The 25,470-nt window shown below is 65.8% G+C and carries 21 protein-coding genes and 1 pseudogene; 12 read left to right on the top strand and 10 right to left on the bottom strand.

From position 1 onward, the window contains the following. Window positions 1-197: 197 nt before the first annotated feature. Entirely contained in the window at window positions 198-1,004 is an 807-nt protein-coding gene (hisN, locus tag ACWPW1_RS19390) for a histidinol-phosphatase (RefSeq protein ID WP_434775024.1), read from the bottom strand. Window positions 1,005-1,006: 2 nt separating this feature from the next. Then, on the bottom strand, window positions 1,007-1,957 hold the full coding sequence (locus ACWPW1_RS19385) for an adenosine deaminase (protein ID WP_454253728.1): 951 nt from the start codon (window positions 1,955-1,957) through the stop codon (window positions 1,007-1,009). Window positions 1,958-2,185: 228 nt separating this feature from the next. Here ACWPW1_RS19385 and ACWPW1_RS19380 point away from each other — a divergent pair, with 228 nt between their 5' ends. The 3 genes from ACWPW1_RS19380 (at window position 2,186) to ACWPW1_RS19370 (ending at window position 5,071) form a co-directional block, all read left to right on the top strand. Next, entirely contained in the window at window positions 2,186-3,286 is a 1,101-nt protein-coding gene (locus tag ACWPW1_RS19380) for an acyltransferase family protein (RefSeq protein ID WP_454253727.1), read from the top strand. Between the two features lie 105 nt (window positions 3,287-3,391). Then, window positions 3,392-4,498, top strand: coding sequence for a calcium:proton antiporter (locus ACWPW1_RS19375; protein WP_059316214.1), 1,107 nt, complete (start codon window positions 3,392-3,394; stop codon window positions 4,496-4,498). A 9-nt stretch (window positions 4,499-4,507) separates the two neighbouring features. After that, the gene (locus tag ACWPW1_RS19370) at window positions 4,508-5,071 is read left to right on the top strand and encodes a DedA family protein (protein ID WP_454253726.1); all 564 of its coding nucleotides are present in this window, start codon (window positions 4,508-4,510) and stop codon (window positions 5,069-5,071) included. A 965-nt stretch (window positions 5,072-6,036) separates the two neighbouring features. On the opposite strand, the gene ACWPW1_RS19365 is transcribed toward ACWPW1_RS19370, so the two are convergent. Then, window positions 6,037-7,056 (bottom strand): branched-chain amino acid aminotransferase, encoded by a 1,020-nt coding sequence (locus tag ACWPW1_RS19365; protein WP_271653052.1) that lies wholly within the window; start codon window positions 7,054-7,056, stop codon window positions 6,037-6,039. A gap of 385 nt (window positions 7,057-7,441) precedes the next feature. On the opposite strand from ACWPW1_RS19365, the gene ACWPW1_RS19360 reads away from it, so the two are divergent. After that, window positions 7,442-7,933: a hypothetical protein gene (locus ACWPW1_RS19360; protein WP_174523150.1), complete on the top strand. Its 492-nt coding sequence runs from the start codon at window positions 7,442-7,444 to the stop codon at window positions 7,931-7,933. A gap of 4 nt (window positions 7,934-7,937) precedes the next feature. On the opposite strand, the gene ACWPW1_RS19355 is transcribed toward ACWPW1_RS19360, so the two are convergent. Then, entirely contained in the window at window positions 7,938-8,981 is a 1,044-nt protein-coding gene (locus ACWPW1_RS19355) for a zinc-dependent alcohol dehydrogenase family protein (RefSeq protein WP_454253725.1), read from the bottom strand. A gap of 133 nt (window positions 8,982-9,114) precedes the next feature. Here ACWPW1_RS19355 and ACWPW1_RS19350 point away from each other — a divergent pair, with 133 nt between their 5' ends. Further along, the gene (locus ACWPW1_RS19350) at window positions 9,115-9,591 is read left to right on the top strand and encodes an Lrp/AsnC family transcriptional regulator (RefSeq protein WP_454253724.1); all 477 of its coding nucleotides are present in this window, start codon (window positions 9,115-9,117) and stop codon (window positions 9,589-9,591) included. Here ACWPW1_RS19350 and ACWPW1_RS19345 read toward each other — a convergent pair. Then, window positions 9,588-10,280, bottom strand: coding sequence for a 3'-5' exonuclease (locus ACWPW1_RS19345; RefSeq protein WP_454253723.1), 693 nt, complete (start codon window positions 10,278-10,280; stop codon window positions 9,588-9,590). The two genes, ACWPW1_RS19350 and ACWPW1_RS19345, sit on opposite strands and share 4 nt — an antisense overlap. Window positions 10,281-10,491: 211 nt before the next feature. On the opposite strand from ACWPW1_RS19345, the gene ACWPW1_RS19340 reads away from it, so the two are divergent. The 5 genes from ACWPW1_RS19340 (at window position 10,492) to ACWPW1_RS19320 (ending at window position 17,655) form a co-directional block, all read left to right on the top strand. Further along, window positions 10,492-12,825 (top strand): DNA polymerase II, encoded by a 2,334-nt coding sequence (locus tag ACWPW1_RS19340; RefSeq protein ID WP_454253722.1) that lies wholly within the window; start codon window positions 10,492-10,494, stop codon window positions 12,823-12,825. A gap of 56 nt (window positions 12,826-12,881) precedes the next feature. Further along, window positions 12,882-13,607, top strand: coding sequence for a nucleotidyltransferase domain-containing protein (locus ACWPW1_RS19335; RefSeq protein ID WP_323149057.1), 726 nt, complete (start codon window positions 12,882-12,884; stop codon window positions 13,605-13,607). A gap of 239 nt (window positions 13,608-13,846) precedes the next feature. Continuing rightward, window positions 13,847-14,737, top strand: a complete 891-nt coding sequence (yghX, locus tag ACWPW1_RS19330; RefSeq protein ID WP_454253721.1) for a YghX family hydrolase — start codon at window positions 13,847-13,849, stop codon at window positions 14,735-14,737. 20 nt (window positions 14,738-14,757) lie between these two features. Continuing rightward, the gene (prpF, locus tag ACWPW1_RS19325) at window positions 14,758-15,909 is read left to right on the top strand and encodes a 2-methylaconitate cis-trans isomerase PrpF (protein WP_454253720.1); all 1,152 of its coding nucleotides are present in this window, start codon (window positions 14,758-14,760) and stop codon (window positions 15,907-15,909) included. Between the two features lie 786 nt (window positions 15,910-16,695). After that, complete coding sequence (locus ACWPW1_RS19320; protein ID WP_454252528.1) at window positions 16,696-17,655, top strand: IS110 family transposase; 960 nt, start codon at window positions 16,696-16,698, stop codon at window positions 17,653-17,655. A 40-nt stretch (window positions 17,656-17,695) separates the two neighbouring features. Here the strand turns inward: ACWPW1_RS19320 and ACWPW1_RS19315 are convergent, their stop codons facing one another. After that, window positions 17,696-20,617: a PAS domain S-box protein gene (locus tag ACWPW1_RS19315; protein ID WP_454253719.1), complete on the bottom strand. Its 2,922-nt coding sequence runs from the start codon at window positions 20,615-20,617 to the stop codon at window positions 17,696-17,698. Window positions 20,618-20,861: 244 nt separating this feature from the next. On the opposite strand from ACWPW1_RS19315, the gene ACWPW1_RS19310 reads away from it, so the two are divergent. After that, window positions 20,862-21,245 (top strand): response regulator, encoded by a 384-nt coding sequence (locus ACWPW1_RS19310; protein ID WP_059316203.1) that lies wholly within the window; start codon window positions 20,862-20,864, stop codon window positions 21,243-21,245. Here ACWPW1_RS19310 and ACWPW1_RS19305 read toward each other — a convergent pair. The 4 genes and pseudogenes from ACWPW1_RS19305 to ACWPW1_RS19290 form a co-directional block, all read right to left on the bottom strand. Further along, window positions 21,242-21,634: a response regulator gene (locus tag ACWPW1_RS19305; protein WP_454253718.1), complete on the bottom strand. Its 393-nt coding sequence runs from the start codon at window positions 21,632-21,634 to the stop codon at window positions 21,242-21,244. The genes ACWPW1_RS19310 and ACWPW1_RS19305 overlap by 4 nt on opposite strands. Before the next feature lie 85 nt (window positions 21,635-21,719). Continuing rightward, window positions 21,720-22,727 (bottom strand): zinc-dependent alcohol dehydrogenase family protein, encoded by a 1,008-nt coding sequence (locus ACWPW1_RS19300; protein WP_454253717.1) that lies wholly within the window; start codon window positions 22,725-22,727, stop codon window positions 21,720-21,722. Window positions 22,728-22,837: 110 nt separating this feature from the next. After that, window positions 22,838-23,221, bottom strand: a pseudogene (locus ACWPW1_RS19295) (DUF4398 domain-containing protein); the annotation flags it as partial. 31 nt (window positions 23,222-23,252) lie between these two features. Beyond that, on the bottom strand, window positions 23,253-23,684 hold the full coding sequence (locus tag ACWPW1_RS19290) for a DUF4398 domain-containing protein (protein WP_271653036.1): 432 nt from the start codon (window positions 23,682-23,684) through the stop codon (window positions 23,253-23,255). A gap of 157 nt (window positions 23,685-23,841) precedes the next feature. On the opposite strand from ACWPW1_RS19290, the gene ACWPW1_RS19285 reads away from it, so the two are divergent. Then, complete coding sequence (locus ACWPW1_RS19285) at window positions 23,842-25,467, top strand: methyl-accepting chemotaxis protein (RefSeq protein ID WP_059316198.1); 1,626 nt, start codon at window positions 23,842-23,844, stop codon at window positions 25,465-25,467. Window positions 25,468-25,470: the final 3 nt, after the last annotated feature.

Genomic DNA, 25,470 nt, shown 5'->3' with positions numbered 1-25,470 from the left:
CCTAACCTGTAGGAGCGGCCCATGGCCGCGATTGCTGAGGATTAGCTATAGGGCCCTGGCGGGTTATAGAGGGCTGCTGGTGGTTCTAGCATCTCCCCCAAACCTCGATAAGCAGCCAGAGCGCCCATAAGCCAGGCTGGACGCACTGTATTGTTGGGCTTCGCTGCGCTCGGCGCCAACCTACGAAAGTGGGCGTCCTAGGCCAGGAGCTTGAGCCGCTCCACCAACTGCGCATGCAGCGCCGGATCACCGCAGGCGAGGATGGCACCACCCTGCTGGGCGTCGCCGCCGTCCCAGGCGGTCATGCGGCCGCCGGCGCCTTCGATGATGGGGATCAGCGCCTGGACATCGTAGGGCTGCAGGCCCGCCTCGATGATGACGTCGACGAAGCCCGAGGCCAGCATGCAGTAGGCGTAGCAGTCACCGCCGAAGCGGGCCAGCTGCACCTCGGCGGCCACGGCGTCGAAGGCCGCCAGACGCTCGGGGGTGTCGAAGATGTCGCGGCTGGTGCACATCAGCCGGGCCTGGGCCAGGCTGGCGCAGGCCCGGGTGCGCAGGGCCGCGCCGTTGCGCCAGGCGCCGGCCGGGGTGCCCAGGTAGCGTTCGCCGGTGAAGGGCTGGTTCATCACCCCGATCACCGGGCGGCTGCCGTCGTTGAGCGCCACCAGGGTGCCCCACAGCGGCAGGCCGGTGATGAAGGCACGGGTGCCGTCGATGGGGTCCAGCACCCAGCTCAGGGGACTGCTGCCGGCGACGTTCTCTTCTTCCTCGCCGAGGATGCCGTGATCCGGGTGTTCGGCCTGGATGAGTTCACGCATGGCCCGTTCGGCGGCCTTGTCGGCGATGGTCACCGGGTCGTAGCGGCGGCCGGCGATGGCGGCGTCGCCCTTGTCGTCCACTGCCAGCTGGGCGCGGAAATAGGGCTGGATGGCCACGGCGGCGGCATCGGCCAGGCGCTCGGCGAAGCGTTCGTAGTAGGAGATCTCGGCAGCGGTCAGGCTCATGCTCATTTCACCAGGCGGGCGTCGAGGCTGTTCTGCGCCAGACGCTGGGCCTGCGCCTGGGTCATGCCCAGGCCTTCGTGCAGGGCCATGAAGTTCTCGGTGACGTAACCACCGAAGTAGGCCGGATCGTCCGAGTTGACGGTGACCTTGAGGCCGCGGTCGAGCATCTTGAGGATGGTGTGCTGGCTCATGTCGTCGAACACGCAGAGCTTGGTGTTGGACAGCGGGCACACGGTGAGCGGGATCTGCTGGTCGACCAGGCGATCCATCAGGCGCTCGTCCTCGAAGGCGCGCACGCCATGGTCGATCCGCACCACGCCGAGCTGGTCCAGGGCTTCCCAGATGTACTCCGGCGGGCCTTCCTCGCCCGCATGGGCCACGGCCGGGAAACCCTCGGCGCGGGCTCGGGCGAAGACGCGCTTGAACTTGCTTGGCGGATGCCCTTTCTCGGAGCTGTCCAGGCCGACGGCGACGAAGTGGTCGCGGAACGGCAGCGCCTGGTCCAGGGTGGCCTGGGCGGCGTCTTCGGAGAGGTGACGCAGGAAGCTCAGGATCAGCCCGCTGGTCACGCCCAGCTGCTGCTCGCCGTCGGTCAGCGCCTGGGTGATGCCGCGTACCACCACCTCGAAGGGAATGCCGCGATCGGTGTGGGTCTGGGGATCGAAGAAGGGCTCGGTGTGTATGACGTTCTGCTCCTTGCACTTGAGCAGATAGGCCCAGGTCAGGTCATAGAAGTCCTGCTCGGTACGCAGCACGTCGGCGCCGGCGTAGTAGAGGTCGAGGAATTCCTGCAGGTTGCCGAAGTTGTAAGCGGCGCGCAGGGCCTCGACGTCCGGCCAGGCCAGGGCGACGCCATGGCGCTCGGCCAGCTTGAACAGCAACTCGGGCTCCAGGGTGCCTTCCAGGTGCAGGTGCAGTTCGGCCTTGGGCAGGGCATTGAGCCAGTCGTACATGGGATCCTCGGGATAGCTTGAATCGGAAAAAGATGGACGATTGTCGCACGCTTTGCATCGGTTTCCGCAGGCATCCGGGTTCCCGCTGACCGATGTACGGTGGTTTGGGCGGTCAGAAATTCCCAGCATTCCACGCTTTGGGCCAGCAAAGGGCCATAAGGCCTGCATTGGGTCTGGATCTGACTACAATCGGGACGCATGGCTCCAAACACCAGACGTGAGGTATCCGTGCAGACCGTTCAGGATTACGTTGGCGGCAAGAACAACAATCTCAATTTGATTCGCATGATCGCGGCGCTCGCCGTGGTCTTCAGCCACAGCTTCGCCATTTCCAGCGGTACCGCCACGGCGGAACCCGGACGCGAGAGCCTGGGCATGACCCTGGGCGACATCGCGGTCGACATCTTCTTCATCACCAGTGGCTTTCTGGTCACCAAGAGTCTGCTCAGCCGCGCCGATATCATCGACTTCGTCTGGGGCCGTGCCCTGCGCGTGGTGCCAGGGCTGCTGGTGATGCTGGTGCTGACCGTGCTGGGTCTGGGCGCCTGGCTGACCCGGGCACCGTTGCACGACTATCTGAGCGATCCCCAGACCTGGTTCTATCTGTTCAAGAACACCGGCCTGATCGCTGGCGCCGAATTCGACCTGCCCGGTCTGTTCGAGGGCAATCCGCTGCAGGCCATCGTCAATGGCTCGCTGTGGACGCTGCCCTTCGAGGTGGGCATGTATGGCGCCCTGGCGCTGCTCTGGTTGTTCGTGCTCTGGCTGCGGCTGGACAGTCGCCACTTCCAGCGCGCCATCCTGCTGTTCGCCGCGGGCGCCGCGCTGTTCAAGCTGTTCGCCTACTACTTCTCCGCCAGCGAATCGCACCTGCTGCGGCTGTTTCAGATGTTCTTCCTGGGCGGTGCCTTCTATGTGCTGCGTGGCTACATCCCCCTGTCGCGGGCGGCCTTCGTCGCCGCCGTGGCGCTGCTGGCGGTGGCGATGCCCGACCGCGACAGCTTCTACCTGGTCTACAACCTGACGCTAGGTTATGTGCTGCTCTATCTCGCCTTCGTACCGGCCGGGCGCATCCGCGCCTTCAATGAAGTAGGCGACTACTCCTACGGCCTCTACATCTATTCCTTCCCGGTGCAGCAGACCCTGGCGGCGGTGATTCCCGGCATCGAGGCCTGGACCATGGTGGTGCTCTCCATCGGCATCACCCTGCCGTTGGCGGTGGTGTCCTGGTTCCTGGTGGAACGCCATGCCCTGGGCTATCGCCAGGCCTGCGCGACCGGCACCAAGGCGGTATGGAAGCGGCTGGTGCCGCCTGCTCGCGTGGGTTGAGCCCGGCTGGGGCGGCGATCTCCAGCGGGATGGAGGTGCCTGCGAGCGTTTTGCCGTCTACGGCGGTCGTAACAAGGCATTGCTCAACCAAGGACGCCCTTTTCCATGCTCGCCGCTCTCAAAGACGAAACCCTGCTGCTGGTCGCCATTGGCGCCACGGTGCTGGCCTATGTGTTCGAACACGCGCTGCTCGGCGGTGGCCAGACCCTGGCGCTGATCGCGGCTGGCGGTCTGATCGCCGCCATCATCTGTGCGGCCATGCGTGTGGCCCACCACGCCGAACTGCTGGCGGAAAAGGTCGGCGATCCCTATGGCACCATGATCCTGACGCTCTCCGCCGTGCTGGTGGAGGTGATCATCCTGGCGATCATGATGAGCCACGACCACTCGCCGACCCTGGCCCGCGACACCATCTATGCCGCGGTCATGCTGGACATGAACGGCATCATCGGCCTGGCCGCGTTGCTCGGGGGCCTCAAGCACGGCGAGCAGGCCTACAACGATGACTCCAGCCGCAGCTACGGGGTGATGATCATCACCGCGGTGAGCATCTCCATGCTGGTGCCGGAATTCATTCCCTCGGCCCAGTGGCACGTCTATTCCTTCTTCACCATCGGTGCCATGGCGCTGCTCTATGCCCTGTTCCTGCGCATGCAGACCGGCCCGCACAGCTATTTCTTCAGCTACAACTACCCGGACAAGAAGCGTAAGCGCCCGGTTGCCGAGGGCGAAGCCGCCACCGCCGGCCATGGTGAAAGCAGCGCCACCCTGTCCATCGCCATGCTGATCGTCGGCATCGTCGCCACCGGAGCCCTGGCCGAGGTGATGTCCAAGTCGCTGGATACCGGGCTGGAGGGTCTGGCTGTTCCCGCCCTGGTCCCGGCGCTGGTGGTGGCGGTGATCTCCGCCAGCCCCGAGATCCTCACCGCCCTGCGCGCGGCCATGGCCAATCGCATGCAGTCGGTGATCAACATCGCCCTGGGCGCCAGCCTGTCCACCGTGATCCTCACCGTACCGGTGGTGGAGGCCATCGCCCTGTACAACGGCCAGCCGATCCAGATGGCCATGACGCCGGTGCAGACGGTGATGATGGCCGTGACCCTGATCGTCGCCGCCATCAACCTCAACGACGGCGAGACCAACGCCATCGAGGGCATGACCCATTTCGTGCTGTTCGGCACCTTCATCATGCTGACCATCCTCGGTCTCTAGGACGGCCCCATGATCGACAGCGAGGTGATCAGCAACTACGGCTACGGCGCCGCCGTCCTGGGTGCGCTGGTGGAGGGCGACGGCGTCGCCATCCTGGCCGGTATCGCCGTGCGACATGGCTACCTGCTGTTTCCGCTCACGGCGCTGTGCGTGGCCCTGGGCGGCTTCATCGGCGATCAGACGCTGTTCTATCTCGGCCGTCGCTATGGCGACAGCATCCTCAGCCGCTTCAAGCGCCAGCAAGCGCGCATCGACTGGCTGCGCAGCCGCATCCATCGCCACGAAGCGTTGTGGATCATCGGCATCCGTTTCGCCTATGGCTTCCGCCTGATCGGCCCGCTGCTGATCGGTGCCAGCGGCGTGCGGCCGCGGCGGTTCCTGTTCTTCAACATCATCGGCGCCCTGCTGTGGGGCTTCGTCATGACCGGCATCGGCTACGCGGTGGGGGAGATCCTGCGGGATTTCTTCGCCGAGCATCATGTGTCGAAGCGCTGGCTGGTCGCGGCGGCGATCTGCGTGGTGGTGCTCTTTATCGGCGCCCGCGCCATCCTGCGGCGGCGAGAGGGGGCGTAGGGGAGGGCTGCGTAGGTTGGGTTGAGCGCAAGCGAAGCCCGACGCTCCTGTGTGCTCGTTTGTGCCCCGGCTCGTTATCGAGTGCCTTGATGGTTTTGGTTTCGCCCACCTGGGCGAGTTACTTTTTTCAAACGCCAAAAAAGTAACCAAAAACGCTTGTCCCCACGTTTCGGCCCTTCGCTGCGCTCCGGGTCCCCGCGCTCCGGCGCCGCTCCGGGGGCACGGCACGAAGGGGCCTCCTGCCCCTCGCGCCTTGCTCGGCGTCCTACCTCGCATCCCCCTGCGCAACGCCTGCACTCGGCCTCACTGACGGGGGACGGGGCGCAAGCCTGATACTTAGGTGTTCACATGTTGTAGCGTGGAAAACCGCGTAGCGTTTTCCACTGAGGGAGTAACGCTTAACGCGTGGACAAGGCTGCGCCGTTGTCCACCCTACCGGTTTGCACCCAAGGCATCAGGCGCGCGAATCGCCCCGTTCAGGAGGGCGAACGCCAGTGTCCTGGAGTGGGTCGAGCCGCATGGATGCGGCGAGAGGCCTAACGGGCCATGGACGGCCCGTGTAGGCCGATCCCGGAACGGCGCTGGCGTGAGCGAAACGAAGCGCAGCGAAGTAACAGTCGCAGGCTGGCCCGAAGGGCGAGCAACGCGAGTCACCCGGAGCTCAGCGGAGGGCCGGATGATCGGGGCAAGCGTTTTTGGTTGCTTTTGTCCGGGGCGCGCAGCCGTGACTGGCAAAAGTGACTCGCCCGGGTGGGCGAAACAAGAGCCACGAACAGACTGCGATAAACAGCTAGGGCACCTATAACCCTAACCGCAATCCGTTGGGCTTCGCTTGCGCTCAGCGCCAACCTACGCCGTGCCTTTGGTGTTGGACTTCGCTCCGCTCGACCCAACCTACCGCCAACCCCTTCTCCAACAAAAAAAGGCGCCCTGAGGCGCCTTCTTCACACTAAACCAACCCCAAGTCAGACCTTGACGATCCAACCCTCCGGAGCCGGCTTGTCGCCGGTCTGGATGCCGGTCAGTTCCTCGTACAGCTTGCGCGTCACCGGGCCGACGTCGGTCAGGCTGTGGAAGACGTGCAGCTTCTCGCCGTACTGGATGCCGCCAATGGGGGTGATGACCGCCGCGGTGCCGCAGGCGCCGGCTTCGACGAACTGGTCGAGCTGGTCGATATAGACATCGCCCTCGACCACTTCCAGGTTCAGCCGCTCGCGAGCCAGCTCCATCAGCGACATGCGGGTCACGCCCGGCAGCACGGATTCGGAGCGCGGGGTGACGAACTTGCCGTCGCCCGTGATGGCGAAGAAGTTGGCCGAGCCGACTTCCTCGATCTTGCGATGGGTCAGGGGATCCAGGTAGATGCAGTCGGCGAAGCCTTCGGCCTTGGCCTGGGCGCCGGGCATCAGGCTGGCGGCGTAGTTGCCGCCGACCTTGGCGGCACCGGTGCCTTGGGGCGCGGCGCGGTCATAGCCGGAGATGACGAAGTTGTGCGGGGTCATGCCGCCCTTGAAGTAGGCGCCGACCGGGATGCCGAATACCACGAAGTGGAATTCGGGGGCGGTGCGCACGCCGATGTTGTCACCCACGCCGATGACGAAGGGTCTCAGGTAGAAGGCGCCGCCGGTGCCATGGGGCGGAATCCAGGCCTCGTTGGCCTTGACCACCTGCTGGCAGGCCTCGATGAACATCTCGGTGGGGACCGGCGGCATCAGCAGGCGGGCGCAGCTCTTGTGCATGCGGGCGGCGTTGCGGTCGGGACGGAACAGGTTGATGGAGCCGTCCTGGCAGCGATAGGCCTTGAGGCCCTCGAAGCACTGCTGGCCGTAGTGGATGGCCGTGGAGCCTTCGCTGATGTGCAGCTGGTTGTCGCGAGTCAGCTCGCCGGGTCCCCAGCTGCCGTTGCGATAGGTGGCGATATAGCGGAAGTCGGTCTTGATGTAGTCGAAACCGAGGGTCTTCCAATCGATGTCCGCAGCGCTCATAGATCCTCGCAGTGCTCTCCGGCGGTTTGGCCGGTCGTTTCGTGGTCGGGCCGTACGCCTCGCTGGCGACGGTTCAAGGGATGGACGAGCCTGGCTCGTCGCTAGGTTCTGTATGAAAAGTCGCCGAGCGAAGGTCAGGCAAGGCAAAAATCAGCGAGGAAGCGGAGTTTACGAGTGGTAAATGAGCATTCCGAGCTGATTTTTAACGCAGCATCACCGAGCGCAGGCACTTTTCGTACAGAGCCTAGACTGTGAAAGATACCGCTTATCCGGACCTCTGGGGGCACCTTTCAGCCAATCGGGTCTCCAAAGACTGAAGCTGGCCCTTTGCCGCCTCTGCCTGTTGCTTCAGGCTGGGTGTGCGGGTCGCCACCAGGAGTCTGTTTTGAAAACAATGATGGCGTTGCTGGGTGCCCTGACCCTGCCAACGCTCACGGCGCAGGCCGCCGGCATCTTCACCGACAAGTTCGACACGGCGCTCAATCGTCGGGTCATCGAATGGCGTGGGGCGCCCTCGCCCGACGGGATCGTCTTCAGCGTGATCGCCAGCCAGTTCAAGACCAGTGCTGGCAACGCCACCACCGATTTCCGCACCCAGCTGTCCACCTTTGGCGACAAGGTGCGCTTCCATGGTTGCAGCGCCAGTCGCTGGGAAATGAACGGTCAGCTCTACCTGCCGCTCAAGGGCCAGTACCGCATGGCCGGGCTGGATGAGCGCTACGGCGAGTACTTCATCGGCCAGCCCAGCCGCCAGGACCTGGAATGGGTGGCGATGAATACCCGGGTCAATTATCGCCTCTGCCGTCTGCGCGCAACCCTGTCCGCCGAGGACCTGCAAGGGCTGCGCTGGGTGTTGCAGGCGGCGGAGTCCGGCTAGCGCCCTAGTCGAAGCGGGTGATGACGGTCACGCCGGTACCTTCGAACCTGTCCATGTGCATCAGGGCCTCGCTGGACTCGGCCAGGCTGATTTCGCGACCGATCAACCGCTCCGGTGCCAGGGTGCCGTTGCGTAGCATGGCCATCAGCACGTCGTAGCGATGGGCTTGCATGCCGTGGCTGCCGAGGATTTCCAGCTCCTTGGCGATCACCAGGTTCATCGGCAGCGCCGGCGTCGCCTGGTCGCCCAGCAGCAACCCGACCTGAACGTGCTTGCCGCGCTTGCGCAGGCTGGCGACGGAATTGAAGCAGGTGGTGGGATGCCCCAGGGCGTCGAGGGAGACATGGGCACCGCCGCCAGTGATCTCCTGCACCGCCTCGGGCACGCTGGCCACCTGGGTGGCATCGAGAGTGGCCACGGCCCCGAGGCTGCGGGCCAGGGCCAGCTTGTCGGCGGTGATGTCGATGGCCACCACCTGGGCGCCCAGGGCGCTGGCGATCATGATCGCCGAGAGCCCGACGCCACCGCAGCCGTGTACCGCCACCCATTGGCCGGCGCTGACCTTGCCCTGGTCGACCACGGCGCGAAAGGACGTCACGAAGCGACAACCCAGGCTCGCCGCCGTGGCGAAGTCCAGCTGCTCGGGCAGCCCGACCAGGTTGAGATCGGCCTGGTGGATGCCGACGTACTGGGCGAAGGAGCCCCAGTGGGTGAAGCCGGGCTGGAACTGATGGTCGCAGACCTGCTGGTGGCCGGCATGGCACTGCGGGCAGGCGCCGCAGCCACCGACGAAGGGGACCGTCACCCGGTCGCCGATGCTCCAGCGGGTCACGTCCTTGCCCACCGCCTCGACCACCCCGGCCAATTCGTGGCCCGGCACATGGGGCAGTTCGATGTCGGTGTCATGGCCGACCCAGCCGTGCCAGTCGCTACGGCAGACGCCAGTGGCCATGACCTTGAGCACCACGCCGTGCGGCTCGGGGGTAGGGTCCGGCACGGTGCACAGGCGGGGTGGCGCGGAAAAGGCTTCGTAGACGACGGCTTTCATGGCGGGGCCTCGGGTGGGATGAGACCTCCAGTATGGCGAGCCGCGCGGAATTAGCCTGTCTGATTGGCTTCTCGGAAGCCGCTAGGTTGAAATAGTCTTTCGTGCCAGCAACCCAATCAGAAAGGATTCTTCCATGCCTCACTTCGATCGTCGGGATGTCGCCATCGTCGAGCGCCTGCAGCGCGATGGCCGGCTGTCCAATGCACGGCTGGCCGAGCAGCTGTCGATGAGCGAGGCCTCCTGCTGGCGGCGGCAGAAGCGCCTGGAGGAGGCCGGGGTGATCGAGGGCTATCAGGCGGTGCTCAATCGCAGGCGGCTGGGCATCGGCGTCATGGCCTTCGTGCAGATCGGCTGCACCCAGCACAGTGAAGAGGTCACGGCGCAATTCGAGGCCATCATCGGTGCCTCGCCCCATGTACTGGCCTGCTACAACGTCACCGGGGAAGCGGACTTCCTGCTGCATGTGGTGGCGCGGGATCTGGACGACTACAGCCGCTTCGTCGAGCAGGTGCTGCGCAAGCTGCCGGGGGTGTTCAACATCCGCTCCAACCTCTGCCTGCGGGAGATGAAGCTCGACCGCCAACTGCCGGTGGACTACCTGCTCGGTTAGCCGGCCAGGGCCTGCACGCCATGCCAGGTGGCCGGCGCTTCGTCGGCCAGGGCCTGGACCAGGGCGGCCTTGAGGCGACAATCGGGCAGGGCGCGGTGGGTCTCCTGCACGGCGACGCCCTGCTGGCGCGCAGCCGTGGCCAGGGACTTGCGCCGCCAGCCGTCCTGGCTGCGGCTGTCCAGGCTCGGCTCCTGCCAGAACTGGGCATAGAGCTGCATCAGGCAGTGCAGGCGGGTGCCATCCACCAGTTGCACCGGCGGCGTCTCCCGCTCCAGTTCCGGCGGCAGTGCCTGGCCATGCAAGCCCGCGTTATGGGCCAGCAGGCGATAGTCGAAGGCCATGCCATAGGCCAGCACGGTGCGGCCCTGCAGCAGCGACCAGAGCTGGGCGAACACCTCGGGAAAGGACGGCGCCTGGCTCAGGTGGGCATCGGTCAGGCCGTGGATCAGGGTCGCCTCGCGCGGTACGGCGATGCTGGGGCGGACCAGGGTATCGAGCAGCACCCGGCCGCTGAGGGTCATCACCGCCACCTCGATCAGCTGGGCGTCCTCGCCCAGGCCGGTCGCCTCGGTATCCAGCACCAGCACATCCTGCTCCAGCCAGCGGCGCGCCTGTTCGCGCACCCGCACTTGCTGGGCGTTGTAGCCGGGGACGGCAGTGGCAGAAAAAGACGACGACAACAGGTTCATGACACGGCCTGACAGGTGAAACCAAGGAGGCGCCCAGAAGCCGACAGGGTCGGCTCTACGACGGGTGTGGGCATTCGATGCAAGATCATCGCCACAGGACACAGGCCGTTCGGCGGTGGCGACGAGCGGACCATCTGGCGCGCCGGGGTCGCCGGTGGTAGCCGGTCTTGCGAGAATGAGCCCTTCATTCACGTCGAGGAGCGCTGCCGCTTTGGTCGCCGCCCAGGGTTTCTTGCTGACACGCCTCTGGCGCGAGACGTCCACCGGGATGGAGCTGGTGTTCTGGTTCGCCACCGACAGCGGTCCGCGCCAGCTGCGGGTGCCGGCGCAACAGGCCGTGGCCTTTGCGCCGGCCGCGCGACGGGCGGACATCGAGCGCCTGCTGCCGGCCGGGGTGGAGATCCGCGAGCTGGCGCTGCAGGACTTCCAGCGGCGCCCCGTCCTGGGGCTCTATGCGCCGCGCTATCGCACCCTGCGCGAACTGGAGCAGCGCCTCCCTGCCGCCGGCATCGACCTCTACGAAGCCGACATCACCCCGGCGGATCGCTTCCTCATGGAGCGCTTCATCACCGCGCCGGTGACACTGCCCACGGCAGACGGCGGGCCACTGCGGCCCGATCCCGACTATCGCCCCACGCTGCGCACCCTGTCGCTGGACATCGAGACCAGCGAGCGCGGCGAGCTCTACAGCATCGGCCTGCACGGCTGCGGCCAGCGCCAGGTGTACATGCTCGGCCCGCCCACTGGCGAGGACGCGGCCGTTGACTTCGACCTGGAATACGTCGACGACCGCGCCACCCTGCTCCAGCGTCTCAACGCCTGGATGGCGCGCCATGATCCCGACGTCATCATCGGTTGGAGCGTGCTGCAGTTCGACATCCGCGTGCTCCACGAACACGCGCGCAAACTGGGCGTGCCCCTGCACCTGGGGCGTGGTGCACTGGAGGACGATCGCTACGAACCCGTCGGCCAGGGCCGGCAATTCCACGCCCTGCTGGCCGGACGGCCGATCATCGACGGGGTGGAGGCGCTCAAGTCGGCGACCTGGGTGTTTCCTTCCTACAGCCTGGAGAACGTCAGCCGCAGCCTCCTGGGCGAAGGCAAGGCCATCGACAATCCCCACGACCGCATGGCCTCCATCAACCGCATGTTCGCGGGCGAGAAGAGCGCCCTGGCGCGCTACAACCTGGTGGACTGCGAACTGGTCACCCGCATCTTCGCCAAGACCGAGCTGCTGCGCTTCCTGCTGGAGCGCGCCAGCGTCACCGGCCTGCCGCTGGAGCGTCATGGCGCCTCCATCGCCGCCTTCTACCACCTCTATCTGCCGCTGATGCACCGCCAGGGCTTCGTCGCCCCCAGTCTCGGTGCCCAGCCGCCCGAGGCCAGCCCGGGCGGCTTCGTCATGGATTCCCGGCCCGGGCTCTACGAGTCGGTGCTGGTGCTGGACTACAAGAGCCTCTATCCCTCGCTGATCCGCACCTTTCTCATCGATCCGGTGGGCCTGGTGGAGGGGCTGGCGCTAGCCGAGGACGAGACCGTGCCGGGCTTTCGCGGCGCGCGCTTCCATCGCACCCGGCATTGCCTGCCGGAGATGGTGGCGCGGGTCTGGGAAGGCCGTGACGCCGCCAAGCGTGCCGGCAACGCGCCCCTGGCCCAGGCGCTGAAGATCATCATGAATAGCTTCTACGGGGTGCTGGGCACGCCGCACTGCCGCTTCTTCGATCACCGCCTGGCCTCGTCCATCACCCTGCGCGGCCACGCGGTGATGCACCAGACCCGCGAGCTGATTGAGGCGCGTGGCCATCGGGTCATCTATGGCGACACCGACTCCACCTTCGTCTGGCTCGGAGCTGCCCATGCCGAAGCCGAGGCCGAGCGTATCGGTCGCGAGCTGGTGGCGGCGGTCAACGCCCACTGGCGCGAGCGGCTACAGGCGGAGCTGGGGCTGGAAAGCCATCTGGAGCTGCAGTACGAGACCCACTTCAGCCGCTTTCTCATGCCTACCATCCGCGGTGCGGAGGAGGGCAGCAAGAAGCGGTACGCCGGGCTCAGACCCGGAGCCGACGGCCAGCCCGAGCTGGTGTTCAAGGGCCTGGAAACGGTACGCAGCGACTGGTCACCGCTGGCCCAGCGCTTCCAGCGTGAGCTGTACCTACGCATCTTCACCGGCGAACCGCACGAGGACTACGTGCGCGACTTCGTCGCCCGAACCCGCGCCGGCGACTTCGACGACCTGCTGGTCTATCGCAAGCGCCTGCGCCGACCGCTGGAGGAGTACCAGAGCAATCTCTCGCCTCAGGTCCGCGCGGCGCGGCTGCTGGAGGCGGAAAACGCCCGGCTGGGACGCCGCAGCCGCTTTCGCCGTGGCGGCTGGATCAGCTACCTGATCACCACCGCCGGCGCCGAACCGGTCGAGCTGCCCCATGCGCCGCCCGACTATGACCACTATGTACAGCGCCAGCTGGCGCCGGTGGCCGACGCCATCCTGCCCTTCGTCGGCGACCGCTTCGACCGACTGCTGGATCGGCAAATGGGGTTGTTCTGATGCGGGAAGCCAACGATGGAGTGGATGCCGAAGGTTTTATCCGACAGGTGCCCAGGGTGCCATTCCAGGTGGAGTATCGGGCACTGCTGGCTACCGTGCGGTGCCAGTTGCCAGCCCTTCTGGGCCGCCATCTGATAGCCCTCTATGTCTATGGCAGCGTGGCCGAAGGCCGCGCCCGACCGGGGCAATCGGACCTGGATCTCACCCTGGTCCTGAGCGATGCCTGCCCCGCAGGGCTGCTGGTGCAACTGGAGCGGCGTCGCCGTCTGCTGGAACGCTGCCATGGCGAGGTCAGTAAGATCGACTTCGATATCGGCCGCCGGGCCGAAGCCCTGGCCCCCGGTAACCGTCTCAGCTGGGGCTTCTGGCTCAGACATCACTGCCGCTGGCTGTGGGGCGAAGACCTGGCGCGGCGCTACGCGCCCTTCAAACCGGAGGTCGGCATCGCCCAGGCGGTGAATGGCGACGTGCTGCCCGTGATGCAGCGCTACCTCCTGGCCCACGCCAGCTGTGCGAGTCCGGTCGAGCGCCTGGGCATACAGCGCGAGGCGGCGCGGCGGCTGCTCCGGGCGATACAGGTGCTGCGCCGTCCAGACGAGACGGGCTGGCCCTGGACGCTGGAAGACCATTACAGCCGAGCCCGGCGGCTGCATCCCGAGCAGCGCACCGCGTTGGATTTCTTCTATGCCGAAGCCCGGCAGCCACAGGCGGCAGCGGTCGAGTTCGCGCAGCAGCTGGGCGCCGTCCTGCTCTGGTTCGAACGCCAGCTTCGGCAGGGGTAACCCAGGGGGATGACGGCGCAGAAGAACAGGCTCGTTGGCGTGACCATTTTCTTCTGCGGCCGTGAGGCTTCCATAAGCGCCGAGTTGGTCAATTCGAGGCGCTGATCGTCGTGCTGCACGCCTTGTGGCGTCAGGGAGATGCGGTGGCATAGTCAGACGATTCGCGGCACACTCGGGAGCCACCGGGGCGCCTACCTAGCTGGGTCGAGCGCTCCGTTTCCCGCCAGAGGAGCGCCGCGATGACCCGTCTCACCGCCAAGGATTTCTCGCCCGAACTGCTCGAACTCTATGACTTCTATGTCCACGGTCGCATTAGCCGGCGCGACTTCCTCGACCGCGCCGGGGCCTGCGCCGCGGTGCTGGGGCTCTCGGCCACCGGCGTGCTGGCGGCACTGAGCCCCAACTATGCCCTGGCCAGCCAGGTGGAATTCACCGATCCGGATATCGTCGCCGAATACGTCTACTACCCTTCGCCCCAGGGCCATGGCCGAGTGCGCGGCTACCTGGTGCGCCCGGCCAAGGCCAGCGGCAAGGTACCGGCCGTGGTGGTGGTCCACGAGAACCGCGGCCTCAATCCCTATATCGAAGACGTGGCGCGGCGTCTGGCCAAGGCTGGCTACCTGGCCCTGGCGCCGGATGGCCTGACGTCCATGGGCGGCTATCCCGGCAACGACGACAAGGGGCGCGAGTTGCAGCAGCAGGTCGATCCCGAAAAGCTGATGAACGACTTCTTCGCCGCCGTGGAAACCCTGATGGGTCATGAATTCAGCACCGGCAAGGTCGGCATCACCGGCTTCTGCTATGGCGGCGGCGTGGCCAACGCGGCCGCCGTCGCCTATCCCGAGCTGGCCGCTGCGGTGCCCTTCTACGGCCGCCAGGCGCGGGCGGAGGAGGTCGCGCGCATCAAGGCCCCATTGCTGATCCACTACGCCGAGAACGATCCGCGCATCAACGAAGGCGCCGCCGCCTACGAAGAGGCGCTCAAGACCGCGGGCAGGACCTACGAGGTGCACCGCTATCCCGGCACCAACCACGGCTTCCATAACGACTCCACCCCGCGCTACGACGAGGCGGCCGCCCAGCTGGCCTGGCAGCGCACCCTGGACTGGTTCGGCCGCTATCTCGCCTGATTCCCTCACCGGAGAAACCGATGCCGCAACTGCGTATTCCTGCCGTCTACATGCGTGGCGGTTCCAGCAAGGGCGTGTTCTTTCATGCCCGTGACCTGCCGCCCGCCGGTCCAGCGCGTGATGCCCTGCTGCTGCGGGTGGTCGGCAGTCCCGATCCCTATGGCAAGCAGATCGATGGCATGGGTGGCGCCACCTCCAGCACCAGCAAGGTGGTGGTAATCACGCCCTCCTGTCGGCCGGACTGCGATGTCGACTACCTCTTCGGCGCTCCGGCCATCGAGGCGCCGGTAATCGACTGGTCGGGCAACTGCGGCAATCTCAGCGCCGCCGTCGGTCCCTTCGCGATCAGCGAGGGCTTGGTCGAGGCGCCCCGCGACGGCCTGGCCACGGTGCGCATCTGGCAGGCCAATCTCGGCAAGCGCATCCTCGCCCACGTTCCCATGGTCAATGGCGAGGTGCAGGAGGAGGGCGATTTCCGCTTCGACGGCGTGGCCTTTCCGGCCGCCGAGGTGGTACTCGACTTCCTCGATCCCACTGGCACCGATGGCAGCGTCTTACCTAGCGGGCAACTGGTCGACGAGCTGGATATCCCCGGGCTGGGCCGGCTGCCGGTGACCCTGCTCAACGCCGGCAACCCTACCGTTTTCGCCTATGCCGAGTCGTTCGGCCTCAGCGGCACCGAGACCCAGGCGCAGGTCAATGGCGATGCGGCGCTGCTGGAGCGCCTGGAGGCTGTCCGCGCCCTTGGCGCAGTAGCCATGGGCCTAGCCAGGACCGCGGTTCAGGCCACCGTGGAACGTCCGCATACACCCAAGCTGTGCCTGATCGCGCCGCCCCAGACTTACCAAGTGGCGGGTGGCAAGCAGGTGCCGGCCGAGGCTATCGACGTCATCGCGCGGATGATCTCCATGGGCAAGCTGCACCATGCCATCCCCGGTACCGGCGCGGTCGCCGTGGCGGTGGCCGCTGCGCTGCCGGGGACCCTGGTCAATCGGCTGACCGGTGACCTGGGCGGCCGTCAGGTGCGCATGGGGCATACTGCGGGCACTGTGGTGGTCGGCGCCCAGGCGCGCGAGATCGACGGCAGCTGGCAGGTGGAAAAAGCCAGCATGAGTCGCAGTGCCCGGCGGCTGATGGAAGGCTGGGTACGGGTACCGGCGGCGGTTGAGTAAGACGGACGTTGGGTTGAGCCCAGCCCATCCTGGCCCCTCACCCCAGCCCTCTCCCGGAGGGAGAGGGGGCGATTTAGCCTGGTGTAAATTGTGGCTTGATGGCGTGCGCCGGAACGAGCGCTTCCATCACTCCCGTAGGAGCGGCCCATGGCCGCGATCCAAGCAAGGCCATGACGTAGCGTGGAAAACCGCGCAGCGTTTTCCACTGTTTAAACTCCGCACACCCGCGTGGATAAGGCTGCGCCGTTATCCACCCTTCGCCTGGAGGTAGGTTGAGCTGAGCGCAGCGAAGCCCAACAAAAAGCGACCTCCGGCGTATCCTGGCCCCTTACCCTAGCCCTCTCCCGGAGGGAAAGGGCGCGATTGAGTCTGGTGCAAATTGTGGCTTGGTGGCGTGCGCCGGAGTGAGCGCTTCCATCGCTCCCGTAGGAGCGGCCCATGGCCGCGATCCGAGCAAGGCCATGACCTAGCGTGGAAAGCCGCGCAGCGTTTCCACTGGTTAAACCCGGCACACCCGCGTGGATAAGGCTGCGCCGTTATCCACCCTTGTATCTCGACTACGGCCCTTTGCGAGGTCATAGTCCCCGACTGATCATCGGGGGAGGATGGCAAGCCGTATCCACCCTTAAGCCTTTGAGCTTGCAACGTAGATTGGGCTGCCTCCTCCACACTCATCCATTAAGTCCGAACGGTATCTGGAGCCACAAGAGCTCGTATTACGCAAGGTTGGACAGGATGACGTGATCATCAAGACACCTTCGTGGAGGAGATCTCATGGCAGTGGTAGTGGGCATCGATATCGCCAAGCGCACCTTTGATCTGGCGATGCTGCAACCCAACGGCAAGTATCGAACCAAGGGCAAACTGGCTAACGACAAGGCAGGCTTCGCGGTCTTTGCCGACTGGCTGCAGCGGCATGCCGAACCGGACGCCTGGATCGTGATGGAGGCGACCGGCATCTACCACGAAGCCCTTGCCGAGCACTTTCATGCCTTGGGCTATCGGATCGCCATACTCAACCCTGCGCAGGTTGCCCGCTATGCACAAAGTCAGCTGCAGCGCAGCAAGACAGACAAGCTCGATGCCAAGCTGATTGCCACCTATGGCCAGCTGCATCTGGATCGACTACGGGCCTGGCAACCTGAGCCTCTGCCCTTGCGCCAACTCCGCGCGCTGACCCGACGCTTGGAAGATCTTCGATCGCTGCGGCAGATGGAGCTCAACCGACTCGAGGTCAGCCCGGAAAACGTCCAGGACTCGATCCGAGCAGTCCTGCAGCGGCTCGATGAACAGATTGCCTGGACGCTAGAGCAGATCAAACGGCACATCGACGATGATCCGGACCTGCGCGGCAAACGTGATCTGCTGGTGAGCATAGACGGCATCGCCGACAAGACCGCAGCCCTGATCCTAGCTGAGCTGGGCGATATCGGTCGCTTCACTCATGCCCGCGCCGTCACTGCCTTTGCGGGTCTGGATCCACGCTTGCAGGAGTCTGGCACCTATCGTGGCCGTACCTGTATCTCGCGTACGGGATCAGCCCGCTTGCGCACCGCGCTGTACCTGCCTGCCGTCGTGGCGTTGACCCATAACCCCGCGATCAAGGCGCAAGCCGAGCGCCTGAAAGCCAAGGGCAAGAAAGGGAAACAAACCGTCTGCGCCGCCATGCGCAAGCTGCTGAGCATCGCCTATGGCGTGCTCAAATCGGGCAAGCCTTTCGATCCTGCATTGGCAATTGCACACTGAGGTGGAAGACGGTATCTACGGCTCCTGCCACCCCACGGCTTCACGTGCCCTCGATCAGCTCGCGGATGCGCAAGGCGAGGGCGTCCATGGCGAAGGGCTTGGTCATCACGTGCATGCCTGGTTCCAAGTGGCCGTTGCCGACCACGGCGTTCTCGGCGTAGCCGGTGATGAACAGTACCTTCAGCCCCGGGCGGCGCTGCCGCGCGGCGTCGGCCATCTGTCGACCATTCATGCCGCCAGGCAAGCCGACGTCGCTGACCAGCAGGTCAATGCGCACGTCGGACTCCAGCAGTCGCAGCCCGGAGCTGGCATCCGCCGCCTCCAGGGCCGCGTAGCCCAGCTCTTCCAGCACCTCGACGACCAACATCCGCACCGTGGGTTCGTCATCCACCACCAGCACCGTCTCGCCATGACCGACTCGGGGCAGGGCCGGCTGGGCGATGGCGGAGTCGGCGCTGGCTGCGGCTTCGCGATGCCGTGGCAGGAATAGGGTGACGCTGGTGCCCTGGTCGACCTGGGAATGGATGCGCGCCTGGCCACCGGACTGGCGGACGAAACCATAGATCATCGACAGGCCCAGGCCAGTGCCCACGCCGATCGGCTTGGTGGTGAAGAAGGGATCGAAGGCCTTGGCGATCACCTCGGGTGGCATGCCGCAGCCGTTGTCGGTCACGCTCAGGGCGATGTATTCACCCGGCTCCAGATCGCGCACCCGGGCCATGCGGGAATCCAGCACCCGGTTGGCGGTTTCGATGAAGATGCGCCCGCCTTCGGGCATGGCGTCGCGGGCGTTGATGCAGAGGTTGAGCAGGGCGTTTTCCAGCTGCGGTGGATCGACCAGGGTCGACCAGAGATCGCTGCTGGCCACTACTTCGATCTGGATCGCTGGTCCCACCGTGCGGCGGATCAGGTCTTCCATGCCGGCCACCAGGCGATTGACGTCGGTGGGCTTGGGATCCAGCGTCTGCCGGCGGGAAAAGGCCAGCAGGCGGTGGGTCAGGGCGGCGGCGCGGATGGCGGCGCCCTGGGCCGCCGTGGTGTAGCGCTCGAGATTGTTCAGCCGACCCTGGCCGATGCGCAGCGTGAGCAGATCCAGGCTGCCGACGATGCCGGCGAGCAGGTTGTTGAAATCGTGGGCCAGGCCACCGGTGAGCTGGCCGACCGCTTCCATCTTCTGCGACTGCCGCAGCTGCTCTTCCAGCACGGCCTGGGTCTCCATGGCCTCCTTTTCCCGGGTTATGTCGCGACCGGCCCCGGTGAGGTGCTCCTGATCGAGGTCCAGCGACAGGGTCCAGGCCAGCCAGCGCCAGCTGCCATTCGCCGCCTGGACCCGATTCTCCACCCGGGTCGGCAGCCCGCTGCGGCGCAATTCATCCAGCGCTGCCAGGACCCCGGGAAGATCGTCAGGATGGATGAGCTCGGGATAGGGACGGCTCAGCAGATCCGCCTCGGAATAGCCCAGCCCGCGTGACCAGGACGGACTCACCCGGAGCAGTTGCCCGGTAAAGTCGGCGGTGAGCAGCAGGTCCTCGCTGAGCGCCCAGAGGCGGTCACGCTCTGCGGTACGTGCCTGGACCTCCTGGCTGAGGCTGAAATTCTGCGCCTGGATCAGCGCCTGGGCGTCGCGCTGGACAGTGACGTCCTGGGCGAAGACATAGAAGCCATCCACCGCACCCCGGGCGTCGCGCCGTGGGCGATAGTGGATGTCGGCGATGCGCCGGCGGCCGTCTGGCCAGGCCCAGGGCAGGTCGAGCCGTGCCGGGGTACCGTCCAGTGCGGCCTGGATGGCCGGGCGGCGGGCGGCGAACAGCTCTGGCGCGAAGACCTCCGCCATGCTGCGGCCAAGGATGCTGTCCGGGGCGTTCTTGAACCACTTGGGCGCCTCGGCGTTGGCGAAGCGATACACCAGGGCGCGGTCGACGAAGGCGATCAGGCAGGGCAGGGTGTCGGCCACCAGGCGCAGGTTGAGCTCACTGTCGTGCAGGGCATGCTCGGCGGTCAGCCGTGCCGTTGCCGAGCGAGTGCGATTGGCCACCTCGCCGATGAAGCGCAATTCGGCCGCCGTCCAGCGCCGTGGATGGCGGGAGCTGACATAGAGCAGGGCGACGAAGTGCCCGTGTTCGAACAGCGGGGTGTTGACGAAGGCACGGGTGTCCAGCTGCTCCAGGGCCGCGAGATTGGCCCGGGTGCGCGGATCTTCGCGGACCTCTTCGATCACCACGGTTTCGCCGCGCTTGAAATCCTCGATGCAGCTGCCGTAGTCGCGGAAATTCAGGGTGCCGATCAGGCTGCGGGTGCCCGGCGCCGTCCAGTCGCGTTCCACCCGGATGGTTTCAGCGTCGTCATCCACCAGCCCATAGCCCACCAGATGGGCATCCAGGGTAGTGCCCAGGGTGGCACAGGCGAGTTCGGTGACGGCGTCGGTGTCGTTCAGGTGGCTGAAACCGTCAGCCAGTTCGGCGAGCGCCCGGCGATAGCCTTCTTCGTCGTGCTTGGCCTGGCCCGCCAGGTGCTGGGCGGTGCGGTCCCGCAGGATCTTGACGTAGCCGGTATGGCGCCCGGCGTCATCGTGCAGCGGATGCATTTCGCCGCTGGCCCAGAAGCGGCTACCGTCGCGCCGCAGATGCCAGCGTTCGTCCTCGGCGCGGCCATCCCGCAGGGCCAGTTGCATTTCCAGCGTCGCCCGGCCGATCTGGTTGTCTTCCGGGGTGAAGAAGCGCTCAGCCGGGGCGCCGCGGATCTCCTCCGCCGTCCAGCCCAGCAGGCGTTCGGCACCGCTGTTCCAGTCGCTGATTATTCCGGTGGGGTCGAGCACGACCATGGCGAAGTCGATGGCGCCGTCGAAGATCGCCAGGCGCCGCTGGGCGTCCTGGGCGGGCAACGCGGTGCACTGGTCGAGCGCGGCACGGAGGCGGCGGACTTCCGCCTGGAGTTCAGCGTAGGACAGATCGGATTCAGCCATGAGGTCGTTCGAACGCGTTAGCAGCAGAGGGAGGACGCCAACAGCGTCCAGCGAGAGCCTTAGAGTTAAAGAGTCCGAGGACGGCCAGGGATTCACTGACTCTTTTTTCGAGCGACTGGGAATTAAGTCGTCGCGCGGGCATCAGACAAGTGCTAGCGGAAAGCGACCAGCCGCCTATCCGAGTGTTGTGATCCAATTCGAGTAAATTCGGTCTAATTAGTCGTACTAATGAAGTAGCGTTGCCATGACCGATGTAGTTTCTTCCGCAGCCGTTACCACTGTGCTGGTCGTCGAAGACGATCCCGTACTGCGATCGCTGGCGACGGAGGTGTTCGAAATGGAAGGTTATGCCGTCCAGTCGTTCGACACCGCCGATGCCGCCTGGTGCTGGTTCGAAGCCGACCCGCTGCCACCTGATCTGCTGTTCACCGACGTGCGCATGCCCGGTCAGCTGGACGGGCTCGCCCTGGCCAAACAGGTCCGCCAACGGTTTCCGCAGTTGCCCATCCTGGTGTCCTCCGGGTACACGGGCCAGCAATATGCCGAACGTGAAGACCGGGCGCTGTTCCTGCCCAAGCCCTGGACGATCGACCAGTTGCTGAAGGCCTGCGGCCAGTTGGGCGTCTAACCGACCGCCTGACGCGCTCGTGCGAGGCGTACCGCCGAATCCACTTCATCCAGCGTCCAGGGCTTCTGCAGGAAGATCACCTGGGGTGGCAACGCCGTGGTGATTTCGTAGCCATAGCCGGAAGTGATCACCATCGGCAATTCGGGCCAGCGCTGCAACAGCATCTGCGCCAGTTCGCCGCCGCGCAATTGACCGGGCATCAGGTGATCGGTGATCACCAGGGCAGGAGCGTCCTGCTGCTGCAGTAGATGCACCAGGGCATCGTCGGCATTGTCGAAGCGCGTGCAAGCCCATTGCAGTCGTTCTTCGAGATGGCTGCCCAGCAGTTCGGCGAGCATCCCGTTGTCTTCGATGACGACGACGTAGGGCGGGGAGGAGGGCAGGGTCATCGGGACTTCCAGAACACGCGATGCGGCGGTTCCGGAAGTCTAGCAGAGCTGTTTCACCTTACGCCCTGCATTCGTCTGACGATTTTTAGAACTCCAGAACGATCTTGCCGAAATGGCTGCCATCCTTCTGGAAGGCGAAGGCCTGGGTGATCTCCTCCAGCGGGTAGCTGCGATCGATGACCGGCTTGATTGCGGTGCTTTCCAGCGCGCGGATCATGTCCTGCTGGTGACGGCGGCTGCCGACGATCAGGCCTTGCAGTCGCTGGTGACGGCGCATCAGGTTGGCGGTGGGCACCTGCCCCTCGACGCCGGTCAACACGCCGATCAGCGCCAGGTGACCATGGATGCGCGCGGCCTGGATGGATTGCGCCAGGGTTGCAGGACCGCCGACTTCCACCACGATGTCGACGCCGCGTCCGCCGGTGATGGCCTGGACCTTGGCGCCCCACTCGGGTTCGCTGCGATAGTTGATCAGGTGATCGGCACCCAGGGCATAGGCGCGCTGCAGCTTTTCGTCCGAGGAAGAGGTCGCGATCACCGTGGCGCCCATGGCCTTGGCGATCTGCAGGGCGAAGATGGAGACGCCGCCGGTACCCATCACCAGCACGCTGTCACCGGCCTTGAGATTGCCGTCCACCACTAGGGCGCGCCAGGCAGTGAGACCGGCGGTGGTCAAGGTCGCCGCCTCGGCATGGCTGTAGCCCTTGGGCGCTCGGGTGAAGGCGGTGGCCGGTCGCACCACTACCTCGCAGGCGAAGCCGTCGACGCCATCGCCGGGGGTGGTGGAAAAGTCGTCGATGGGCGGCTCGCCGTCCAGCCAGTGCGGAAAGAAGGTCGAGACCACGTGATCGCCCACGGCGAACTCACTGACGTCGGCGCCCACCGCCTCGACGACACCGGCGCCATCGGACATGGGAATGCGACCGTCGGCAGCGGGCATCTTGCCCAGCACCACGCCCAGGTCATGGAAATTCAGCGAGCTGGCCTTGATCCGCACACGGATCTCGCCGGCTCCGGGCTGACCGGGATCGGGCAGTTCACAGCGTTCCAGCTGGTCCAGACCGCCGGGTTTGCGTAGGCGTATGGCGTGCATCAGGTGAGATCCTCCAGAGCGATGGCGAGCAGAGGGCTCGCGGGTCTGTAGAGGACCACGGTAGGGGGTGCAGGATTCCCGTAAGGATCCTGCACCCGTCGGCCTTACTTGATGGCCTTCTGCAGTTGCTGCAGCTGCTCGGTGCGGGTGTTCAGGCGGGTTTCGCCGCGCTGGGCGTCGACCTTCTTCAGCTCGGCTTCGGCCATGCGCAGCTTGATGGTCTGCATGGCGGTCTGGATGCGTTGCTGGGTCAGGTAGGCCAGCTGGTCGACGGTACGTTCGTTCTCACCGTCCTTGTAGGCCTTGTCGGTCTTGGCCAGCCAGGTGCCGGCATCCTTGGTTTCCAGCGCCGCCAGCTGGGTGGCCTGCGGCTGGGATTCCAGGGCGGCGTAGTCGTTGCGCGCCTTTTCCAGGTTGGGGTTGGGCGGGGTGGCGCAGGCGGCCAGGGTAAGGGTCAGCGCCGACAGTACCGGAAGCAGAAAACGTTTACGCATGGGTTTCGTCCTTCAAGAGAGCGGGGCAGCCTTACTGCTGCACCTTTTTCTGGAGATTCTGTTGCAGCTGGAGGTTGATCTGACCTTCCTCACGAATCTGCTGGATGCTGTTCTGCGCATCCTGGAGTGCCGCGCCGGCCTTGGCGGCCTGGGTCTTGCGGGTCGCCAGGCGGGCGTCCCACTCGGCCTGTTCGGCCAGGCGCTTGGCGTCGTCGTATTTCTCGTTGGACAGTGCCGCCTGGGCCTGGGTCCACTTGTCCTGGGCGGACTTGGTCTCGACCGGGGCGAACTGGTTGCCGCCGCTGCTCACGGCTTCGTCGACGGCGGACTGGGTCACGGCCATCTGCTCGGTCGGCGGATTGCCGGCGCAGCCTGCGAGCAGCAGACCGCCACCCAGGACCAGGCTGGCGAGCAGCGCACGGGGCGCGGAGAACGGGGAGGCGCGAGAGGGACCGGTTTTCATCCGTACATTCCTGGCAGGTCGCCCGGAATGGGCGACAGTGCCTGTGAGACGACGAAAACGCGGCGAGGTTCGCTGCAACCGCTGCGCTAAAGGGCAGGGTGTCCTGGCCGATATACGTTGTCAGACAACAACAGGGCCAGCGGCCACGGAGATTTCCATGCTGTTACGCAACTGCAACATCGCGCCCCGCGCGGCCTTGGGCTTCGGCCTGATCGCTCTGATGGTGGCCTTTCTCGGCTTGTTTTCCCTGGCGCAGATGGCCGGCATCCGCGAACGTCAGGTGCTGGTGGAGCGCGACTGGGTGCCGAGCATCCGTGCGGTGGATGCCATCCGCGAAAACATGCTGCGGGTGCGTACCATCTCCCTGCGCCTGGCGCTGGACCCGGATCCGCGCAATATCGACACCTATGTCGGCCAGTACGAGGCGCGCAACAAGGTGCTCATGGAGGGCATCAAGGCCTATGAGGCCTTCGTCGACACCCCCGAGGAGCACCAGCGCTGGGACCTGTTCAAGCGTGACTTCGCCACCTATCAGCAGGGCATGACCTCTTCCTTCGCCCTGGCGCGCCAGGGTGACACGGCCGCGCTCAACAAGCTGACCCTAGTGGACATGAAGCCGGTGGTCGACGGCACCGGCAAGCAGCTCGGCGAGCTGGGCGACTTCTATGCCGAAGGTATCGAGCGGGATGGAAAGGTCTCCGCGGACCGCTACGAGGCGTCGCGGCTGATTGTCATCGCGGTGATCGCCCTGGCCGCCCTGGCCACGGTGCTCATGGCTTGGCTCCTGACCCGCAGCATCGTCGGACCGTTGCGTGAAGCGCTACTGGCCGCCCGCCGGGTCGCCCAAGGTGACCTGACCCAGACCCTGGCGGTGCAGGGGCGCGACGAGGTGAGCGAGTTGCAGCGCGCCTTGCAGCAGATGCAGGGGCAGCTGCGCGAGACCCTCTCGCGCATCGCCGGCTCTTCCACCCAACTGGCCACCGCCGCCGAAGAACTCAATGCGGTCACCGAAGCCGCCGGACAGGGCTTGCAGCGCCAGAACGACGAGATTGAACAGGCTGCCACCGCCGTCACCGAGATGAGCACCGCGGTGGACGAGGTGGCGCGCAACGCCGTCTCCACCTCCGAGGCCTCGCGTGCCTCCAGCCAGGCGGCGCAGCAGGGCCAGACCCGCGTCGCCGAGACCCTGGGCGCCATCGAGGCGTTGTCCGACGAGGTGGCGGCCACCGGGACGGTGGTCCAGCGCCTGGCCGAGCAGTCCCAGGACATCGGCAAGGTGCTCGACGTCATTCGCGCCATCGCCGAGCAGACCAACCTGCTGGCGCTCAATGCCGCGATCGAAGCGGCGCGGGCGGGCGAGGCCGGGCGTGGTTTCGCCGTGGTGGCCGACGAGGTGCGTGCCCTGGCCAGCCGCACCCAGCAGTCCACCCACGAGATCGAGCAGATGGTCTCGGGCATGCGCAGCGGTGCCAGTCAGGCCCTGGGCTCCATGCACAGCAGCAGTGAACGCGCCCAGGCCACGCGCGCCCTGGCAGAAACCGCCGGGGTGGCGCTGGAAGAGATCAATACCCGCATTGGCGAGATGTACGAGCGCAACCTGGTGATTGCCAGCGCGGCCGAGGAGCAGGCCCAGGTGGCCCGCGAGGTGGATCGCAACCTGGTCAACATCCGCGATCTTTCCACCCAGTCCGCCGACGGTGCCCACCAGACCAGTGCCGCCAGCCAGGAACTGTCACGGCTGGCGGTGGACCTGCAGGGCCTGGTGAACCGCTTCCAGGTCTGAGCC

The sequence above is a fragment of the Pseudomonas sp. Marseille-Q7302 genome (genome assembly GCF_965111925.1).
The sequence above is the reverse complement of the archived record's forward strand: the minus strand, read 5'-3'. Positions and strand labels throughout refer to the sequence as shown.

Bases quoted from the DNA above. Each gene is read 5' to 3' on its own strand.
- ACWPW1_RS19290 (WP_271653036.1), bottom strand. From the start codon at position 23,684: ATGAAAACCGGTCCCTCTCGCGCCTCCCCGTTCTCCGCGCCCCGTGCG.
- prpF (WP_454253720.1), top strand. From the start codon at position 14,758: ATGCCGCAACTGCGTATTCCTGCCGTCTACATGCGTGGCGGTTCCAGC.
- ACWPW1_RS19345 (WP_454253723.1), bottom strand. From the start codon at position 10,280: ATGAACCTGTTGTCGTCGTCTTTTTCTGCCACTGCCGTCCCCGGCTAC.
- ACWPW1_RS19300 (WP_454253717.1), bottom strand. From the start codon at position 22,727: ATGCACGCCATACGCCTACGCAAACCCGGCGGTCTGGACCAGCTGGAA.
- ACWPW1_RS19370 (WP_454253726.1), top strand. From the start codon at position 4,508: ATGATCGACAGCGAGGTGATCAGCAACTACGGCTACGGCGCCGCCGTC.
- ACWPW1_RS19350 (WP_454253724.1), top strand. From the start codon at position 9,115: ATGCCTCACTTCGATCGTCGGGATGTCGCCATCGTCGAGCGCCTGCAG.
- yghX (WP_454253721.1), top strand. From the start codon at position 13,847: ATGACCCGTCTCACCGCCAAGGATTTCTCGCCCGAACTGCTCGAACTC.
- ACWPW1_RS19355 (WP_454253725.1), bottom strand. From the start codon at position 8,981: ATGAAAGCCGTCGTCTACGAAGCCTTTTCCGCGCCACCCCGCCTGTGC.
- ACWPW1_RS19385 (WP_454253728.1), bottom strand. From the start codon at position 1,957: ATGTACGACTGGCTCAATGCCCTGCCCAAGGCCGAACTGCACCTGCAC.
- ACWPW1_RS19375 (WP_059316214.1), top strand. From the start codon at position 3,392: ATGCTCGCCGCTCTCAAAGACGAAACCCTGCTGCTGGTCGCCATTGGC.
- ACWPW1_RS19310 (WP_059316203.1), top strand. From the start codon at position 20,862: ATGACCGATGTAGTTTCTTCCGCAGCCGTTACCACTGTGCTGGTCGTC.
- ACWPW1_RS19285 (WP_059316198.1), top strand. From the start codon at position 23,842: ATGCTGTTACGCAACTGCAACATCGCGCCCCGCGCGGCCTTGGGCTTC.
- hisN (WP_434775024.1), bottom strand. From the start codon at position 1,004: ATGAGCCTGACCGCTGCCGAGATCTCCTACTACGAACGCTTCGCCGAG.
- ACWPW1_RS19305 (WP_454253718.1), bottom strand. From the start codon at position 21,634: ATGACCCTGCCCTCCTCCCCGCCCTACGTCGTCGTCATCGAAGACAAC.
- ACWPW1_RS19365 (WP_271653052.1), bottom strand. From the start codon at position 7,056: ATGAGCGCTGCGGACATCGATTGGAAGACCCTCGGTTTCGACTACATC.
- ACWPW1_RS19315 (WP_454253719.1), bottom strand. From the start codon at position 20,617: ATGGCTGAATCCGATCTGTCCTACGCTGAACTCCAGGCGGAAGTCCGC.